General features: G+C 72.5%; 15 protein-coding genes. 9 read left to right on the top strand and 6 right to left on the bottom strand.

Translation table 11 applies throughout. The features are described from left to right. Positions 1–2: 2 nt before the first annotated feature. The 3 genes from leuD (at position 3) to ACZ52C_RS29125 (ending at position 1907) form a co-directional block, all read left to right on the top strand. Positions 3–596, top strand: coding sequence for a 3-isopropylmalate dehydratase small subunit (leuD, locus tag ACZ52C_RS29135; RefSeq protein WP_469077543.1), 594 nt, complete (start codon positions 3–5; stop codon positions 594–596). 287 nt (positions 597–883) lie between these two features. Continuing rightward, the gene (locus ACZ52C_RS29130) at positions 884–1114 is read left to right on the top strand and encodes an SCO5555 family protein (RefSeq protein ID WP_469077542.1); all 231 of its coding nucleotides are present in this window, start codon (positions 884–886) and stop codon (positions 1112–1114) included. Between the two features lie 139 nt (positions 1115–1253). Next, positions 1254–1907, top strand: a complete 654-nt coding sequence (locus ACZ52C_RS29125; protein WP_469077541.1) for an HU family DNA-binding protein — start codon at positions 1254–1256, stop codon at positions 1905–1907. 143 nt (positions 1908–2050) lie between these two features. Here ACZ52C_RS29125 and ACZ52C_RS29120 read toward each other — a convergent pair whose 3' ends face one another. After that, positions 2051–2254 (bottom strand): hypothetical protein, encoded by a 204-nt coding sequence (locus tag ACZ52C_RS29120; protein ID WP_033526894.1) that lies wholly within the window; start codon positions 2252–2254, stop codon positions 2051–2053. 9 nt (positions 2255–2263) lie between these two features. Beyond that, positions 2264–2914: a 2-phospho-L-lactate guanylyltransferase gene (gene cofC, locus ACZ52C_RS29115; RefSeq protein ID WP_469077540.1), complete on the bottom strand. Its 651-nt coding sequence runs from the start codon at positions 2912–2914 to the stop codon at positions 2264–2266. A gap of 165 nt (positions 2915–3079) precedes the next feature. On the opposite strand from cofC, the gene ACZ52C_RS29110 reads away from it, so the two are divergent. From ACZ52C_RS29110 to ACZ52C_RS29100, 3 genes are read left to right on the top strand one after another with little or no spacing between them, the layout of a single operon-like run. Further along, positions 3080–3895 (top strand): lysophospholipid acyltransferase family protein, encoded by an 816-nt coding sequence (locus ACZ52C_RS29110; protein WP_469077539.1) that lies wholly within the window; start codon positions 3080–3082, stop codon positions 3893–3895. Continuing rightward, entirely contained in the window at positions 3892–4902 is a 1011-nt protein-coding gene (locus ACZ52C_RS29105) for an NAD(P)H-dependent glycerol-3-phosphate dehydrogenase (protein ID WP_045561485.1), read from the top strand. The genes ACZ52C_RS29110 and ACZ52C_RS29105 overlap by 4 nt, the downstream gene beginning before the upstream one ends. 59 nt (positions 4903–4961) lie before the next feature. Next, entirely contained in the window at positions 4962–6119 is a 1158-nt protein-coding gene (locus tag ACZ52C_RS29100) for a D-alanine--D-alanine ligase family protein (RefSeq protein ID WP_469077538.1), read from the top strand. Between the two features lie 76 nt (positions 6120–6195). On the opposite strand, the gene ACZ52C_RS29095 is transcribed toward ACZ52C_RS29100, so the two are convergent. Continuing rightward, positions 6196–6717 (bottom strand): DUF3515 domain-containing protein, encoded by a 522-nt coding sequence (locus ACZ52C_RS29095; protein WP_469077537.1) that lies wholly within the window; start codon positions 6715–6717, stop codon positions 6196–6198. A 20-nt stretch (positions 6718–6737) separates the two neighbouring features. Beyond that, positions 6738–6971 carry an Lrp/AsnC family transcriptional regulator gene (locus tag ACZ52C_RS29090; protein WP_033526900.1) on the bottom strand — a complete coding sequence of 78 codons (234 nt, stop codon included), beginning with the start codon at positions 6969–6971 and terminating at the stop codon, positions 6738–6740. A 227-nt stretch (positions 6972–7198) separates the two neighbouring features. On the opposite strand from ACZ52C_RS29090, the gene ACZ52C_RS29085 reads away from it, so the two are divergent. Next, positions 7199–8164, top strand: a complete 966-nt coding sequence (locus tag ACZ52C_RS29085; protein WP_469077536.1) for a thiamine-phosphate kinase — start codon at positions 7199–7201, stop codon at positions 8162–8164. Next, positions 8161–9042, top strand: coding sequence for a bifunctional hydroxymethylpyrimidine kinase/phosphomethylpyrimidine kinase (gene thiD, locus ACZ52C_RS29080; protein ID WP_469077535.1), 882 nt, complete (start codon positions 8161–8163; stop codon positions 9040–9042). The genes ACZ52C_RS29085 and thiD overlap by 4 nt, the downstream gene beginning before the upstream one ends. 96 nt (positions 9043–9138) lie before the next feature. Here thiD and rpmB read toward each other — a convergent pair whose 3' ends face one another. Then, complete coding sequence (gene rpmB, locus ACZ52C_RS29075) at positions 9139–9324, bottom strand: 50S ribosomal protein L28 (RefSeq protein WP_003993230.1); 186 nt, start codon at positions 9322–9324, stop codon at positions 9139–9141. A gap of 257 nt (positions 9325–9581) precedes the next feature. Between rpmB and ACZ52C_RS29070 the strand changes: the two genes are divergently transcribed. Next, complete coding sequence (locus tag ACZ52C_RS29070; RefSeq protein WP_469077534.1) at positions 9582–11297, top strand: DAK2 domain-containing protein; 1716 nt, start codon at positions 9582–9584, stop codon at positions 11295–11297. Positions 11298–11505: 208 nt separating this feature from the next. Here the strand turns inward: ACZ52C_RS29070 and ACZ52C_RS29065 are convergent, their stop codons facing one another. Then, positions 11506–14454, bottom strand: coding sequence for a tetratricopeptide repeat protein (locus ACZ52C_RS29065; protein WP_469077603.1), 2949 nt, complete (start codon positions 14452–14454; stop codon positions 11506–11508).

Genomic DNA, 14454 nt, shown 5'->3' with positions numbered 1-14454 from the left:
CCATGGAAGCATTCACCACGCACACCGGCCGGGCCGTCCCGCTGCGCCGCAGCAACGTCGACACCGACCAGATCATCCCCGCCCACTGGCTCAAGAAGGTGACCAGGGACGGCTTCGAGGACGGGCTGTTCGAGGCCTGGCGCAAGGACGAGACCTTCATCCTCAACCAGCCCGAGCGCGAGGGCGCCACCGTCCTGGTCGCCGGCCCCGACTTCGGCACCGGCTCCTCCCGCGAGCACGCGGTGTGGGCGTTGCAGAACTACGGCTTCAAGGCCGTCATCTCCTCCCGCTTCGCCGACATCTTCCGCGGAAACTCGCTCAAGAACGGCCTGCTCACGGTCGTCCTGGAGCAGAAGATCGTGGACGCGCTGCAGCAGCTCACGGAGAACGACCCGCAGGCCGAGATCACGGTCGACCTCGAGAGCCGCGAGGTGCGCGCCGAGGGCATCACCGCCTCCTTCGAGCTGGACGAGAACTCCCGCTGGCGGCTGCTGAACGGGCTCGACGACATCTCCATCACCCTCCAGAACGAGGCCGACATCGCCGCGTACGAGGCCAAGCGCCCCTCGTACAAGCCGAGGACGCTGAAGGTCTGATCCGCCGACGCGGACCCACCCTCGGGCGGGCCGCGCAAGGCGGATTCCAGCCACCGCGACACCCCCAGGTACCCCCAATCGTGCACGGTTGGGGGTACCTCCATGTCCGGGTCCGGGCACCTTCGAAGTCATGTGCAGAAAGGTTTCAACTCCCCTAGTTACAAAGGTGATTGCCGGGGTACGCGCATCATGGTGTGGCATCGCCTCGGGGTGCTCCCAGAGCCCCGGGGAGACGGCAGTTGCCCCCTGCGCAGGCGACAACTCGCCCCAGATGGCACAATCTGTGCATGGAACACGACGGCCAACTCGAGCTCTATACGGCGGTCGCGGGCCAACTCAAGGAAGCGCACGCAAGAGTGCGCGCACTGCAAGTCCCGGAGGGCGTACGCATGGCGCTGACCCGGAAGCTGCTGGTCATTACGGCCGTGGCCAAGCACGATCTCGCCGACGCGGCAAGGCGGCTGGAGAGCTTCACGACGGACCTCGACGAGGGGCGAATGCCCGTAGAGGAACGCTGAAGGAACTCCATGACCGTCCGAGTTCGTTGCGGCACAAGGGTGATAAGCCCGTTTCGTGTTTGATTTGCGGTATATATCTGCCTAACGTGCGAAAAAGCTTGAACACTATCGTTCGGGCGATGTCTCCGAAGGGGAAGACGTGAACAAGGCGCAGCTCGTAGAAGCGATTGCGGACAAGGTCGGCGGGCGTCAGCAGGCCGCCGACGCGGTCGACGCTGTTCTGGACGCCATCGTCCGCGCGGTCGTCGGCGGGGACCGGGTGTCGGTCACCGGCTTCGGTTCGTTCGAGAAGGTCGACCGGCCGGCCCGTTACGCCCGCAACCCGCAGACGGGTGAGCGGGTTCGGGTCAAGAAGACCTCCGTGCCGCGGTTCCGCGCGGGCCAGGGTTTCAAGGACCTGGTGAGCGGCTCGAAGAAGCTTCCCCGTGGTGGCGAGGTCGCGGTCAAGAAGGCGCCCAAGGGCAGCCTGAGCGGTGGCGCTTCGGCGACGGTCAAGAAGGCGGCGGCGAAGAAGACCACGGCGAAGAAGACGACCGCCCGCAAGACCACGGCCGCCGCCAAGAAGACGACGGCCACCGCGAAGAAGACCACGGCGAAGAAGACGACCGCCAAGAAGGCCACCACGAAGACGGCGGCGGCGAAGAAGACGACCGCCAAGAAGACGACGGCGGCGGCGAAGAAGACCGCGGCGAAGAGCGCCCCGGCCAAGAAGGCCACCGCGAAGAAGGCGCCGGCCAAGAAGTCGACGGCTCGCAAGACGACCGCGAAGAAGACGGCCGCGCGTCAGGCTTAGAACGCCGGGTACTCACACGCACCGGGCCGGGCTCCCTGTTACTCGGAGCCCGGCCCGCGGCGTGTTTCGGGGAGGAATCCGGGGCGCCTGTTCGCCGTGGGGGATCTGGTCCATGGGCGGGTGGCGAAGGCGCCGCAAGGAAATCAGAACGTCTGCAGGGTGATCAGCGTGATGCGCAGGGCCTCGCCCTCGCCCTCCGTCTCGATCCGCACCCGCTGACCCGGGCGCAGCAGCCGCAGGGCGCCCGCGTCGAACGCCGGGGTGTCGAAGGGGAGCGGGGTGCCGTCGTCCAGGAGGACCTGGCCGGTGCGGGTGGCGGGGTCGTAGGTGTACGCGGTGGCCTGCATGGCCGCAGCCTACTGGCCGGGGATCAGCAGGCGCGCGGCCGCCGCGGCCGTCCGGGGACCGACGCCGAGGCCGAGGGCGGCGCGCAGGTCGTCCCCGGTGTCCACGTCCTGGCGTACGGAGTCGACGTCGGCGAGGGCGAGCTCGGCCGCGCCCGAGCGGCGGTGGAGCCGACGGGAGTCGGGGCCGAAGACGGGGGAGAGGTCATGGCCGCCGGTCGCGGCGAGCAGGGTCGTCCCGGTGCCGGCCGCGTCGGGAAGGAAAGAGCGGGGGAATTCGGCGGCCGCGTCCAGGACGCGGGTCAATTCCCCGGGCCGCAGAGCGGGCAGATCGGCGTTCAGGGCCGCCACGGGGCTTTGCGGGCGTATATCGCGTACGACGGCCGCCGCGTGCCGCAGAGCGGCGTTCAGGCCGCCCCCGGAGCCCTCGTGGGGATTCTCGGGGACGGTACGGGCGCCCAGGGCCGCCAGCTCGCGCGCGGCCAGCGCGTCGTCCGTGACCACCACCACACCCCGGACGGCCGTGGCGGCCAGGGCCGCGGCCACCGTGTCCTGCGCGAAGGCGAGGGCCAGACCGGGGCGCACCTGGTCGTCGGCGGTGTCCGAGAGCCTGCTCTTCGCCCGCGCCAGGGGCTTCAGGGGTACGACCAGGGTCCACTGCACGGGCGTTCCGTCCCTCTCTTGTCGCGGCCATTGTCACCTGGGCGCCAAGGACGGCCGCAGGGCGGGGCGTACGGTGTTCTCGACAGACCGGCAGCCCGGGGCGACACTTGTGCGGCTCCGGGCCCCCGGAACAGGCCCTGGGAAGTCCTAGAGGAAGGTGTCCGCGTGCCCCGCCGGAGAATCGGCTTCTGGTACCGCCTCGCCGCGGTGATCGCCAAACCACCCCTGGTGGTGCTGATCAAGCGGGACTGGCGCGGAATGGAGAACATTCCGGCCGAGGGTGGATTTATCACTGCCGTGAACCACAATTCGCATGTCGATCCCTTTGCGTACGCCCATTATCAGTACAACAGCGGCCGAGTTCCGCGATTTCTCGCGAAGAGCGGCCTCTTCGGCAAGGGATTCATCGGCGCCGTCATGCGCGGCACCGGTCAGATCCCCGTCTACCGCGAGAGCACCGACGCGCTGAGCGCCTTCCGGGCCGCGATCGACGCCGTGGAGCGCGGCGAGTGCGTCGCCTTCTACCCCGAGGGCACCCTCACCCGCGACCCGGACGGCTGGCCCATGACCGGCAAGACCGGTGCCGCGCGGGTCGCGCTGCAGACCAGGTGCCCGGTGATCCCGGTCGCCCAGTGGGGCGCCAACGAGCTGCTGCCGCCGTACGCCAAGAAGCCCCACCTCCTGCCGCGCAAGACCCACCACGTGCTCGCCGGCCCGCCTGTCGACCTCTCGCGCTTCTACGGCCGGGAGATGAGCCCCGACCTGCTGAAGGACGCGACGGAGGTCATCATGGCCGCCATCACCCACCAGCTGGAGGAGATCCGCGGCGAGAAGGCCCCCGCGACGCCTTACGACCCCAAGCGGGAGCGGATCGAGCAGCGGCGCAGGAGCGCGCGTGCGGTCCTCGACAATGGGAAGCGGCAGGAGCACAGCGCGGTCCAGCGGGCCCAGGAACATCAGGAAGAGGGGCAGGGCAAGTGAGCAAGCCGGTCAAGGCGGCCGTCTTCAGCGCCGGTTCATGGGGTACGGCCTTCGGCACGGTGCTCGCCGACGCCGGGTGCGAGGTCACCCTGTGGGCGCGCCGTCCGGAGGTCGCGGACGCGATCAACTCCACGCGGACCAACACCGACTACCTGCCGGGCCTCGAACTCCCGCGGAACGTGCGGGCCACCACGGATGCGGCCGAGGCCGCCGCCGACGCCGATTTCACGATCCTGTCCATCCCTTCCCAGACCCTGCGCGCCAACCTCGCCGAATGGGCGCCCCTGCTGGCGCCCGGCACGGTCCTCGTCTCGCTGATGAAGGGCGTCGAACTCGGTTCCGCCATGCGGATGAGCGAGGTGATCGAGGACGTCGCCAAGGTGGGACAGGACCGCGTCGCCGTCGTCTCCGGCCCCAACCTGGCGCGTGAGATCGCCTCCCGCATGCCGGCCGCCTCCGTGGTCGCCTGCACCGACGAGGCGGTCGCCCAGAAGCTCCAGACCGCCTGCCACACGCCGTACTTCCGCCCGTACACCAACACCGACGTCGTCGGCTGCGAGCTGGGCGGCGCGGTGAAGAACGTCATCGGTCTCGCCGTCGGCATCGCGGACGGCATGGGCCTCGGCGACAACGCCAAGGGATCGCTCATCACCCGCGGTCTCGCTGAGACGACCCGGCTCGGTCTCGCGATGGGCGCGGACCCGCTCACCTTCTCCGGACTCGCGGGCCTCGGCGACCTGGTGGCGACCTGTTCCTCGCCGCTCTCCCGCAACCACACCTTCGGCACCAACCTCGGCAGGGGCATGACCCTCCAGGAGACCATCGCGGTCACCAAGCAGACCGCCGAGGGCGTCAAGTCCTGTGAGTCCGTGCTGGACTTGGCCCGCCGGCACGGCGTCGACATGCCCATCACCGAGACGGTCGTCGACATCGTCCACGACGGCAAGCCGCCGGTCGTCGCCCTCAAGGAGATGATGTCGCGCAGCGCCAAACCGGAGCGACGCTGAGCGAAAGCGACCGTTCGGGCACTGACGCGCGCCCTACCACCGGGTACTCTCGTCGCGATATGAGCAGCGAGAACCTCCCCCAGAGCCCTGAGCAGCCGTCCCGCAAGCCGCGCGTGGCCGTCGTCTTCGGCGGCCGCAGCTCGGAACACGGGATCTCCGTGGTCACGGCCGGCGCCGTACTGCGTGCCATCGACCGGACGAAGTACGACGTCCTGCCGATCGGCATCACGCGGGACGGCCGTTGGGCGCTCACCGCCGACGAACCGGAGCGGATGGCGATCACCGACCGCCGTACGCCGAGCGTCGAGGAACTCGCCGAGTCCCGGGAGGGCGGCGTGATCCTGCCCGTCGACCCCGCCAACCGCGAAGTCGTCTACAGCGAGCCCGGTTCGGTGCCCAAGGCCCTCGGCGAGGTCGACGTCGTCTTCCCCGTCCTGCACGGCCCCTACGGCGAGGACGGCACCCTCCAGGGCCTCCTGGAGCTCTCCGGCGTCCCGTACGTCGGCTCGGGTGTCCTCGCCTCGGCCGTCGGCCAGGACAAGGAGTACATGAAGCGGGTGTTCACCTCGTTCGGGCTCAAGGTCGGCCCGTACGTGGTGATCCGGCCGCGCGAGTGGCAGCTCGACGAGTCCGCCGCCCGCAAGAAGATCATCGACCTCGCCGGCGAGCACGGCTGGCCCCTCTTCGTGAAGCCCGCCCGCGCGGGCTCCTCCATCGGCATCACCAAGGTCGACGACCTCGACGGCCTCGACGAGGCGATCGCCGAGGCCCAGCGGCACGACCCGAAGATCCTGGTCGAGGCGGCCCTGCGCGGCCGGGAGATCGAGTGCGGCGTCCTGGAGTTCGAGGACGGTCCGCGCGCCTCCGTCCCCGCCGAGATCCCGCCGCCCGAGGCCCACGCGTACTACGACTTCGAGGCCAAGTACATCGACTCCACCCCCGGCATCGTCCCGGCCCCGCTGACGCCGGCGGAGACGGCCGAGGTCCAGCGGCTCGCGGTCGACGCCTTCGAAGCGGCCTCCTGCGAGGGTCTGGTCCGCGCCGACTTCTTCCTCACGGAGGACGGCGACTTCGTGATCAACGAGATCAACACGCTCCCCGGCTTCACGCCGATCTCGATGTACCCGGCGATGTGGAAGGCGAGCGGCGTCGAGTACGGCGAGCTGGTGGACCGCCTGATCCAGGCGGCCCTGCACCGCTCGACGGGCCTGCGCTGAGACGTGCCCCATCCGGGGGCCGCACGACCAGCCACGAAGGCGTCGTAGCCTCCCGACGGCCTCCTGAGGGACCCCCTCAGGAGGCGACCCCTTCGGGAACCGCCTTCTTGATGGCGGGCGCCAGCCCCACCAGGATCGGCGACGTGTCCTCGGCGGCCCGCTCGGCCGTCACGGACACCTCCACGTACACGGAGCGATTGGCTGTCGTGAAGCGGTAAGCGCCCCCGTCCCGCTTCTCCATCAGCCAGTCCACCCCGTCGACGGCCCCGGCCACCGCGTCGGCGTCCCGTCCCTCCGCCACCCCGGGGTCGACCATCTTGGGCGGCTGGGGCACCCCGCAGCGCAGTATGATCACCGCGTCGCCCCAGCCCGCCGTCAGCGTCGAGGCGGGCTGAGGATCCCGGCGGTCGAGACCGTCCACCTTCCGCGGCAGCACCTCGTCCAGGTTCCGGCACAGTTTCGTGGCGGCGGCCCCCGGGCCGGGAACCGCCACCGAGCCGCTGTCGTCTGCTGAGGAGCAGCCCGCGACGGCGATCAACGAGACGGCCAGGACGGGCAGCCCCAGACGAGCGGGGCGCCGGTGACGGAACGAGTTCACCGGGCAAGGGTAGACGGGGGCTACAGGTGAACGACCGGGCAGGTCAGGGTGCGGGTGATCCCGTCCACTTGCTGGACCTTCGCGACCACCAGCCGGCCGAGGTCGTCGACGGTGTCGGCCTGGGCGCGCACGATGACGTCGTACGGGCCCGTCACGTCCTCGGCCTGGATGACCCCAGGGAGCTTGCTGATCGTGTCGGCGACGGTCGACGCTTTGCCGACCTCCGTCTGGATCAGGATGTACGCCTGTACCACGGAACCTCCAGGGCGGCCACGAGGATCATGTGGATCATGTCGGGAAAAGGAACGCCACGGTATCGCGTCGCCGAGCGCCAGGGGGAGACCCCCGGAGGCCGCGCCGCACGCACCGGGGTGCGGGGGCGACGGAAGTTGACGGTCCACTCGACCGTACCGAGGACGACAACGGCCCGCGACCGGGCGCGAGTGACACTGGAAGCGGCACGAGAAGGGGCGATACGACGATGAAGGGCACCGTGGGAGAGCTGGGGGAGTTCGGGCTCATCAGGGAGCTCACCTCCCGGCTCACCACCACCCCGGCGGTCCGGGTCGGCCCCGGCGACGACGCCGCCGTGGTGGCGGCGCCGGACCGCAGGGTCGTGGCGAGCACCGACCTCCTGCTGGAGGGGAGGCACTTCCGGCGCGACTGGTCCACGGCGTACGACGTGGGGCGCAAGGCCGCCGCGCAGAACCTCGCGGACATCGCCGCCATGGGTGCCGTGCCCACCGCGCTGCTGCTCGGTCTGGTCGCGCCCGTGGACCTGCCGGTGACCTGGGCCACCGAGCTGATGGACGGCCTGCGCGACGAGTGCCAGGTGGCCGGCGCGGCCGTGGTCGGCGGTGACGTCGTCCGCGGCGACACCATCATGATCTCGATCACCGCGCTCGGTGATCTGCGCAACCACGAGCCCGTGACCCGGGGCGGAGCCCAACCCGGCGACGTCGTGGCTGTCACCGGCTGGCTCGGCTGGTCCGCCGCCGGGCACGCGGTGCTCTCCCGGGGCTTCCGTTCGCCGCGCGCCTTCGTGGAGGCCCACCGGCGCCCCGAGCCGCCGTACCACGCGGGTCCGGCCGCGGCCTCGCTCGGCGCGACCGCCATGTGCGACGTCAGCGACGGACTGATCGCCGACCTGGGGCACATCGCCGAGGCGAGCAAGTGCCGGATCGACATCCGCTCCGGCGCGATCGACATCCCCACCCAGATGCACGACATCGGCCAGGCCGTCGGCGTCGACCCGCTCCAGTGGGTGCTCACCGGCGGTGAGGACCACGCGATCGTCGCCACCTTCCCGCAGGACGTGAAGCTGCCCGCGCGGTGGAAGGTGATCGGCGAGGTCCAGAACCCCTCCGCGCTGCCCCAGGTGACCGTCGACGGCGCGCCCTGGACCAGCAAGGGCGGCTGGGACCACTTCGGGGACATCGAGTCATGAGCCCGGCCGTGCGCGCGGCGCCGCCGCGGGTCCTCACCGTGGCCGGGTCCGACTCCGGCGGCGGGGCCGGCATCCAGGCCGACCTGAAGACGATGCTGGCGCTCGGGGTGCACGGCATGAGCGTCGTCACGGCCGTCACCGCGCAGAACTCCCTCGGTGTGCAGGGCGCTTGGGAGCTGCCCGTCGCGGCGGTGCGCGCCCAGTACCGCAGCGTCGTCGACGACATCGGCGTCCAGGCCGTCAAGACCGGCATGCTCGCCTCCGCCGAACTCGTCGAGGCCGTCGCCGAATTGCTGGCCGCCACGGACGTGCCGGTGGTCGTCGACCCGGTCGGCGTCTCCAAGCACGGCGACCCGCTGCTGGCCGCCTCCGCCCTGGAGTCCGTACGCACGCTCCTGCTGCCGGTGGCCACGGTGGCGACGCCGAACCTCGACGAGGTGGCCCAACTCACCGGGGTCAGGGTCGAGTCCGAGGCCGGGATGCGCGAGGCGGCGGAGGCCGTGCTGGCGTACGGGCCGCGGTGGGCGCTGATCAAGGGCGGCCATCTGCCGGGTGAGGCTCTCTCCGGTGAAGCCGTCCCGGGGGGAGCCGCTTCGGGACGGGCCGCTTCGGGGGAGGCCGTCGACCTGCTCACCGACGGCTCCGAGGAGCACTGGCTGCGGGCCCCGAGGTACGACAACCGTCACACCCACGGCACGGGCTGCACCCTCGCCTCCGCGATCGCCGCGCACCTCGCCCGGGGCCGGACCGTGCCGGAGGCCGTCGCGGCGGCCAAGGAGTACGTCACGGGCGCGATCGCCGCCGGGTTCGCGCTCGGCGGGGGCATCGGGCCGGTGGACCACCGGTGGACGCTCGGCCCGGGTACTCCGGCGGCCTGAGGCGGACGCCGCCGCGGGGACAGCAAGAAGCCGGTCCACACCAGGTGGACCGGCTCGATGCAGCGAACCAGCAGTGGCCGCGCGCTTAGCTGTGCGTCAGCGCGAGACCTTGCCGGCCTTGATGCACGAGGTGCAGGCGTTCACGCGCTTCGGCGTCCCGCCGACCACGGTACGGACGCGCTGGATGTTGGGGTTCCAGCGACGGGACGTACGGCGGTGCGAGTGCGAGATGTTGTTGCCGAAGCCCGGCCCCTTGCCGCAGACGTCGCAGTTGGCAGCCACGGGTCACTCCAAAGACTTCAGATGCACTTACGGATGATCCCGGCAGGCCGGGATCATGATCACAGGATCAGAGATCTGAGTGGCGTTGCCAGGGGGAATGGCCCGATGTGGATCGGGCAACCGGAGCAGCATACAACGACTGCGCCAGTACAACGAAACTACCATGGCCGCTCAGGAGCCCTGCTCCGCCCCCTTCCGGCGGACACCCTTCCAAGGTCTACTCTGCGTCCCAGTCCCAGCAGCTCAAGGAGGCGCAGGTGCCGCAGGTGCCGCAGACATTCTTCGATGCTCTCGCGGTGCGCACCTGGTGCGGACTCGCGCTGGCGGCGCTGGGACGCGCGCGCGAGGAGATCGACTCCATCAACGTCTACCCGGTGGCCGACGGCGACACCGGCACCAATCTGTATCTGACGATGGAGTCGGCCGCGGCGGCCGTCGAGGCGGTCTTCGCGGGCCACGAGACGGCGGGCCCGGCGGCCGGAGCGGGACAGCCCACGCTCGCCGAGGCAGCGCGGGCCATGGCGCACGGCGCGCTGATCGGCGCCCGGGGGAACTCCGGGACGATCCTCGCGCAGCTCCTGCGGGGCATGGCCCAGGTCCTCGCCGACGACGGGGAGACGCCCCGCACCGACGGCCGGGGACTGCGCCTCGCCCTGCGGCACGCCGCCGACTCCGCCCGCGACGCCGTCGCGCACCCCGTCGAGGGGACCGTCCTCACCGTCGCCTCCGCCGCCGCAGACGCGGCCGGTGACGCGGCCGGTGACGCCGAGGACGACTGCGCGAGCGTCGCCCGTGCCGCCCACGAGGGCGCCGGGAGGGCCCTGGCGGCGACCCCCGCCCAGCTGGCCGCCCTGGCGCGGGCCGGTGTCGTGGACGCGGGCGGACGGGGGCTGGTGGCGGTGCTGGCGGCGCTGGTGGAGACGTTCACGGGGGAGGCGCCGAGGGCGGTGGCCGTTCCCGCCGTGCACACGCGCGTGGCCGTCGCCGAGGCCGCCGCCGGAGCCGTGGCGGAGCTGTGCGACGGGGACGACCGGCCCGAGGCGGGCGGCCCGGCCTTCGAGGTGATCTACCTCCTGGAGGCCGGTGACACGGCGGTGGCCCGTCTGCGGCGACGCCTGGACGAACTGGGGGACTCCCTCGTCGTGGTCGGCGGGGACGGGCTGTGGAACGTCCATGTGCACGTCGACGACGCGGGCGCCGCCGTGGAGGCCGGGGTCGAGGCCGGGCGGCCCTACCGGATCCGGATCACCCACTTCGGGGCCGAGGACGCTCACATGACCGGCGAGGCCGGGCGGCAGCCGCGTGAGCGCGCCGGGCGGGCCGTGGTGGCCGTCGTGCCGGGGGAGGGACTGGCCGGGCTCTACGCCGAGGCCGGCGCCACCACGGTGCTGGCCCGGCCCGGTGAGCCGCCCGCCAGCGGGGAGCTGGTGGAGGCCGTACGGCGTGCCCACGCGCGCGAGGTGGTGCTGCTGCCCAACGACGCGGACCTGCGGCACACGGCGGCCGCCGCGGCCGAGCAGGCCCGCGCCGAGGGGGTCCGGGTCGCCCTCATCCCCACCCGTTCGGCCGTCCAGGGCATCGCCGCCCTCGCCGTCCACGAGCCCGGCCGCCGCTTCGACGAGGACGTCGTCTCGATGACCTCCGCCGCCGGTGCCACCCGTTACGCCGAGGTCGTCGTCGCCGAGCGGCAGTCCTGGACCATGGCGGGCATCTGCCAGGCCGGGGACGTCCTGGGGCTCGTCGACGGGGACGTCGCCGTCATCGGGTCGGATGTCACGGTGACCGCGGCGGCGGTGGTGGACCGGATGCTGGCGGCAGGTGGGGAGATGGTCACGCTGGTGCTGGGGGACGAGGCGCCGGAGGACGTGGTGGAGCGGGTGGAGGCCCGGGTGCGGGAGGGGTATCTGGCGGTGGACACGGTGGTGTACCGGGGTGGGCGGCAGGGGGCGCTGCTGCTGATCGGCGTGGAGTGAGACCTTTCCCCGCCCCCGCCGCCCCGTCCCCGCCTCCAGGGGCTGCGCGCCCCTATGAAATGGCCGCAGGCCTTTCAGGGGCGCGGGGAACCGCGCGAGAAGCCCCACCGGACGGACGTGTGGGGGCCGAAGGGGCGCAGCCCCTGGGGACGGGACAGGTAGGGGCGGCGGGAGCGGGGAAGCTCGGGCACGCGGCCCGCCGTGTCGCTCAGCCCTGATCCGCCGCCTCCAGCAGCCGCCCCGCCTCCACCCGCCGAGCCACCACCGTCTCGTCGTCCTCGCCCCCGTCGGCGAACACGGCCAGCACCCCCCGCGCCCGCCCGGCAGCCGCCCCACTCCGCCGGAGATCCACCTCCAACCAGCCCGCGGCCAGCTCCGCGGCGGTCCGCGCGTCGAGGAAGTCCGGCCCCAGGGAGTCGTACACCGACACCGCCCGCTCGACGAACCCCAGCGCCTCCTCGAACACCGGCCCGAACGAGTCGAGTTCCGCGTCCTCGGCCACCGACCGGGCGAGGAGATCGCCGAACTGCCGGTACGTCTCGCCGAGCTCCGCGACGATCCGCCGCCGGTGCTCCTCACCGGCCACGTCCGACAGCGCCGCCTCGCAGCCCGCGACCGCGTCCCCCATCAGCTCCCGGGCCTCGTCCAGCGAAGCGGGCGCCGCAGCCGCGCGGCTCTCGCGCGCCGCGTACCACGCCCGCGCCCGCAGCGCCCGGACGTACCCGTGGACATGGCCCAGTTCGCCCCAGAGGTCGACCGCGCGCGCGTACGCCCGGTCGGCGTCGGCGGGCAGCCCCGCGCGCGCGAGCGCCTCCGCGGCGAGATGGGCGAGCATCGCGTGGTCGCGCTGCTCGGGCCAGTGCCGGGCGATGTCGGCGGCCCGCAGCCACCGCTCCGCCGCCTCGCGGTGCTCACCCAGTTCGGTGTGGCAGTCGCCGAGCCACCACAGGGTTTGCGCGACCGCCCCGTCCCCGTGCGTCTCGGCCGTGAGATCCGGCAGCGCCGACTCCAGCACCTCGGCCGCCTCCGCCCACCGCCCCAGCCGCAGCAGGAACCCGCCGAGCAGATGCCGGGCCCAGGCGCCGAGGGTCGGACCCTCGCCCGCCTCGTCGGCCCAGTGCGCCGCCTCCAGGGCGTGCCCGGCGGCCTCCTCGACCCGTTCCCCGGCGCCCAGCAGCTCCGCCAGCTGGAGGCGCAGCTGGGCGTGGCCCACCGGCTCCAGCTCCGCCCCGCCGTGCTCCAGCGCCGCGCGGGCCGCCCGCTCGGCGGTCTCCAGGTCTCCCAGGTGCTGCGCCAGCCCGGCGAGCCGTGCCTCGTACTGCACCGCGAACCACGGCAGCCCGGCCGCCACGTACCGCCGCGCGGCGTCCGCGAACAGCTCGGCGGCGGTCTCCGCGTCCCCGCGGTGCGCGGCCAGCTCGCCGAGCATCGCCCGTGCTTCCGCGGCCCGCGAGGCCAGCCGTACGTCCTCCGAGCGGCGCGGCTCGACGAAGTCCGCCAGCTCCCGCACCGCGGCCTCGGCCAGGGCCACCGCGTCGGCGCCTGCGTCGGTGTCGTCGGACTCGTGCATCCGCCGCACGAGTATCCGCGCCCGCCCCACCAGCACCGACGCCGTCTGCCGCGCCCCCGTCCCGCCGCTCGACCAGAGGGCGAGGATCCGCTCGTACGGCTCGGCCATCAGCTCCAGGGCGGCATCCACGCGGCCCGTGAGAGCGTGCACGTTCGCCCCACGCGCGCGTGCCGCGAGTGCCTCGCCGGGGTCACCGGCGGCCTCGTACATGTCGGCCGCGCGTTCGAAGAGGGGGAGGCCCTCCGGTCCGAGGCCGATCGCCTCGTGGTCGACGATCTCCGCGCGGTCCCAGGCGTCCAGCTCCGCGCCCTCCGTCTCGGCGGCACGCGCCACGGCGGCCCAGGCCTCCACGGAACCGGGATGCAGGGACGCGGAGAGCCGCCGCGCCTCGGCGAGGAGGGCGGGCAGGCCCTCCGGGGCCGCGGCCGTCCCCGTCGTCTCCACGGCGGGGGGCTGCCGGGGCGCGGGCACCGTCACCGTGGTCCGCCGCGCGCGCACCCCCAGCGGCAGCCGGTCCAGCAGGGGGCGCTGGTCCATCCGCTCCCGGACATGCGTGCTGACGTACGCCGTGCCGTTGCGCTCGTCGAAGAGCGCGGCCAGCGACAGTGCCTCCTCGCGCGCGTGGGCGGCCAGTTCGCGGGCGGTCCACTCGCGGCCGACGGGACCGGGCACCGCCTGCTCGCCCACCCCGCGCGCCGTGAGGCGGTCCATGAGCAGGGCCACCACGCTCAGGAAGTCCAGCTTGCTGCGCGGGTCCCCGGAATCGGTGAAGTACGCCGGGCGCTCGGCCAGCAGCTCCAGGCCGCGCGCCTCGTTGCCCGTCAGGGCGCAGAACTCCACATGGTCCGCGTACGCGCCCCGCATGCTCTCCATGGCCCGCACCAGCCGGAAACCCCGCAGGTGGTGGGCCCGGGCCTCGTCCGGGCGCCCCAGGCGCAGCAGGGGCACCAGCGAGGACGCCAGCACGGTGTGCGGCTCGTGGGCGCAGACGTACTCGCCCTCCAGGACCGGCGCCCACAGCTCCAGCGCCTCGGCGTCCTCGCGCCGCCGCGCCCGCCACCAGCCCTGCCCGTGCAGCTCGCACGCGTGACAGTCGGCCATGGTGTCCCGGTCGGCGGCCAGCCACGCCCCGTACGCCCGCTCCGCGCGCTCCAGGTCGCCGATGTGCGCGGCCACACTGAACTCGGCGCTGCGCACGGCCCGTTCCGAGTGCCCGGCGAGCCGGTAGCGGTGCTCCATCTCGCCGAGCCACTTCTCGATGGAGGCCAGCGGGACGTGCGGCTGGTTGAGCATGCCGGCCGACATCCACTTGAACACCCAGTGCAGGGAGTGGATCTCGTACTCGTCGAAGTCCTCCGGCCGTTCGTCCCACATGCGCAGCAGACGCGCGAAGGGGACGAACATCTTCGCCTTCTCGGAGCTGTAGTTGTAGACCTTCAGCTGGTGACCGAGCGCCTCGATCACGGCGAGCGGCACGTTCAGCTTCTCGGCCTCGGCGAGCAGCCGCTCGGCGCGCGCGTTGCGCGCCGGGCCCTCCGGCTGCTCGTAGTTCTCCGCCATGGCCCGGCGCAGCTCGTCGAAGTCCAT

It is taken from the genome of Streptomyces sp. NPDC034049, from assembly GCF_055575575.1.
The sequence above is the reverse complement of the archived record's forward strand: the minus strand, read 5'-3'. Positions and strand labels throughout refer to the sequence as shown.

Excerpts from the sequence above, each read along its gene's own strand:
- leuD (WP_469077543.1), top strand. The coding sequence starts at position 3 with ATGGAAGCATTCACCACGCACACCGGCCGGGCCGTCCCGCTGCGCCGC.
- ACZ52C_RS29130 (WP_469077542.1), top strand. The coding sequence starts at position 884 with ATGGAACACGACGGCCAACTCGAGCTCTATACGGCGGTCGCGGGCCAA.
- ACZ52C_RS29120 (WP_033526894.1), bottom strand. The coding sequence starts at position 2,254 with ATGCAGGCCACCGCGTACACCTACGACCCCGCCACCCGCACCGGCCAG.
- ACZ52C_RS29100 (WP_469077538.1), top strand. The coding sequence starts at position 4,962 with ATGAGCAGCGAGAACCTCCCCCAGAGCCCTGAGCAGCCGTCCCGCAAG.
- ACZ52C_RS29085 (WP_469077536.1), top strand. The coding sequence starts at position 7,199 with ATGAAGGGCACCGTGGGAGAGCTGGGGGAGTTCGGGCTCATCAGGGAG.
- thiD (WP_469077535.1), top strand. The coding sequence starts at position 8,161 with ATGAGCCCGGCCGTGCGCGCGGCGCCGCCGCGGGTCCTCACCGTGGCC.
- ACZ52C_RS29065 (WP_469077603.1), bottom strand. The coding sequence starts at position 14,454 with ATGGACTTCGACGAGCTGCGCCGGGCCATGGCGGAGAACTACGAGCAG.